The following is a 2,055-nucleotide window of genomic DNA, read 5'->3' on the forward strand; positions in this document are numbered from 1 at the left end:
CGAACTGATGCGAAACAAGAAAATGCTTCGGCTGGTTCGGCGCCACGCTCGGGCTCTACATGTATCAGAACTGGTCGGTCTATGTGCTGGTCGACTCGCTGCAATACTCCGATGGTTTCACCTCCACCTGACCGGCACACAGGAACAACGCCTGATGCGGCGACCCACTTCTTGCCCTCACAGGGCGTTGCGTCCTCGCGTGCGACTCGAAAACTGGGAACAACGCGCCGTTCCCATGAAGTCTCGCTTTCCTCGCGGGAACCAGAACACAGCGAACGGTGACCGGGTTTTCCGCATTCGCAAGCCGGAGATAATCCGGTATCCATCCACCCCGCCCAGCTTCGTAGTCCTCGGAGTCAAGAGATTCGAACACCATATACGCGTGCGGAGTGCGTATTCATCACGTAGTGAGAACGCGGGCGACGAATCCGTCGAGTCGATGGCATAGCTGTGCTATACGCGTCTGTGTGGGGAGGGCATGTTCGGGCTGATTGTCCGGCAAGAATTTCAGGCCCCGGGCATAGAGCGAGCAGCAGAAATCGATGCACAGGTAGGTGCCGATGCTGTTACCTGCCTTTCCCGACGCGCCGGCCTTACGCGCGGTGAAAAGAGCAGTCCCGCCGTGACGATGTACCGCGTGGCAGAGGTTGCACATGGCGCTGCGTGGACGAGCACCCTCGGAGTTCGCCCTCCGGAGTTCGATGCCAGTCACTCCGGACGCGTGTGTGGTGACCAGATACGCCCGTTGAGGGGAGCGTGGATCGACCCATCCGTAAAAGTCCAACTCCTTCCACTCCGTCTCATCGAAGCTCGGAGGAAAGGCCACTGTCTTGATTCGGCTCTGGGAGCTGTTGACGAAGGAGCGAAGGATCTCCTTCTTCGTCAGGCTCTGCATGTCCATCCCTTTTTGTTGCTACGAACGATTCATGAACCGATCGTAGTATAAAATTGCCGGCATGGGTCGTCACAAGGATGCCGCCAGGTACCGAGAGTTGCTCGACGGATGTACTGCATATGCCGAGGAGCACGGTTTGTTCGGCCTGACGCTGCGCCCACTCGCTGAAGATCTCGGAACGTCAACTCGCAATCTCCTTCACCATTTCGGCAGCCGTGAGGTGTTGATCGACGCTGTGGTGGACAGGGTGCGTGCGTCCTACCTGGACATGTCGCGCGAGTTGATTTCCCGAATCCGTTGCCTCGCTGCCGAGTCGGAGCAGCGATCGGGACCCGAAGCAGTTGCGGACGTCATTGCCGAAGGATTGAACCTGGCATGGGCGGAGGCTTCGGCTCCATCCGGGCGACGTCGAATTGCTCTGTTCTTCGAAATCTATTCAGCAGCAGCGCGAGATCCAGGTTTGTGTGAGAGCTTTCTCCGGCCCGCCGTGGACGAGTGGCTTACCCCAATGGCCGATGCGATCGAAAGAGCGGGGGCACCGCCTCGGGCAGCTCGGTCGATCGCTGCGCGGATCGTTGCGGTGCATCGCGGACTTCTCTTGGAATACCTCGCACTGGGCCCCAATGCGGCGACACAGTCCGCGCACGACGACGCGGTCGTTGCAGCGCGTGCAGAGATCCTCGCCGGTACCCCACCTACCGTGCCCGGTTCCGCGGCCGAGGCGAATTGACAATGTCGAAGACCGAGAGAAGCGAGGCAGCGAGAGGCCCCGCAATACTTGTCCGCGAAGTGCATGCCCCCCTGGCAGTCCTCTCGGTGATCGCGGCACTAGGCGGTGCCGTTACCCGCTCCGCGTGTGTGATCGCGATCGTGCCGTTCGTCTCTTCGCTTCTGTAACCGGGTCTGTCGGTGGCACTACGAAAAGCGCCCTTCCCTGTGTGGTTGCCAAGCCGGCCTTCGGTGCGAATGCCGCAGGTGCCCGAACACTGCACATCCGCCAGTCCGGTTCGAGGACCTGTCGGTCTCAATGGAAAGCCGCTGAGCCCTCGTCGAAATTGCGCCGGTTGTAGGCATGCCCCTCGTTTCCGGAACCCACGGGTATGCACTGGTCGGCGAGCAGGACCTGCCCCACGGAGCGGCAGACTTTCGGGCACTCTCAC

At 60.5% G+C, this 2,055-nt stretch carries 2 protein-coding genes; one reads left to right on the forward strand and one right to left on the reverse strand.

Translation table 11 applies throughout. The annotated features are described in order from the left end of the window. Nucleotides 1–400 precede the first annotated feature (400 nt). Nucleotides 401–895, reverse strand: coding sequence for an FBP domain-containing protein (locus HYG77_RS01525; RefSeq protein WP_208961681.1), 495 nt, complete (start codon nucleotides 893–895; stop codon nucleotides 401–403). Nucleotides 896–956: 61 nt separating this feature from the next. Between HYG77_RS01525 and HYG77_RS01530 the strand changes: the two genes are divergently transcribed. Further along, a complete protein-coding gene (locus HYG77_RS01530; RefSeq protein WP_109329673.1) occupies nucleotides 957–1,625 on the forward strand; it encodes a TetR/AcrR family transcriptional regulator in 669 nt (222 codons plus the stop codon). Nucleotides 1,626–2,055: the final 430 nt, after the last annotated feature.

The sequence above is a fragment of the Rhodococcus sp. ZPP genome, from assembly GCF_017656075.1.
GTDB classification, from domain to species: Bacteria; Actinomycetota; Actinomycetes; order Mycobacteriales; family Mycobacteriaceae; genus Rhodococcus_F; species Rhodococcus_F oxybenzonivorans.

Excerpts from the sequence above, each read along its gene's own strand:
- HYG77_RS01525 (WP_208961681.1), bottom strand. The coding sequence starts at position 895 with ATGCAGAGCCTGACGAAGAAGGAGATCCTTCGCTCCTTCGTCAACAGC.
- HYG77_RS01530 (WP_109329673.1), top strand. The coding sequence starts at position 957 with ATGGGTCGTCACAAGGATGCCGCCAGGTACCGAGAGTTGCTCGACGGA.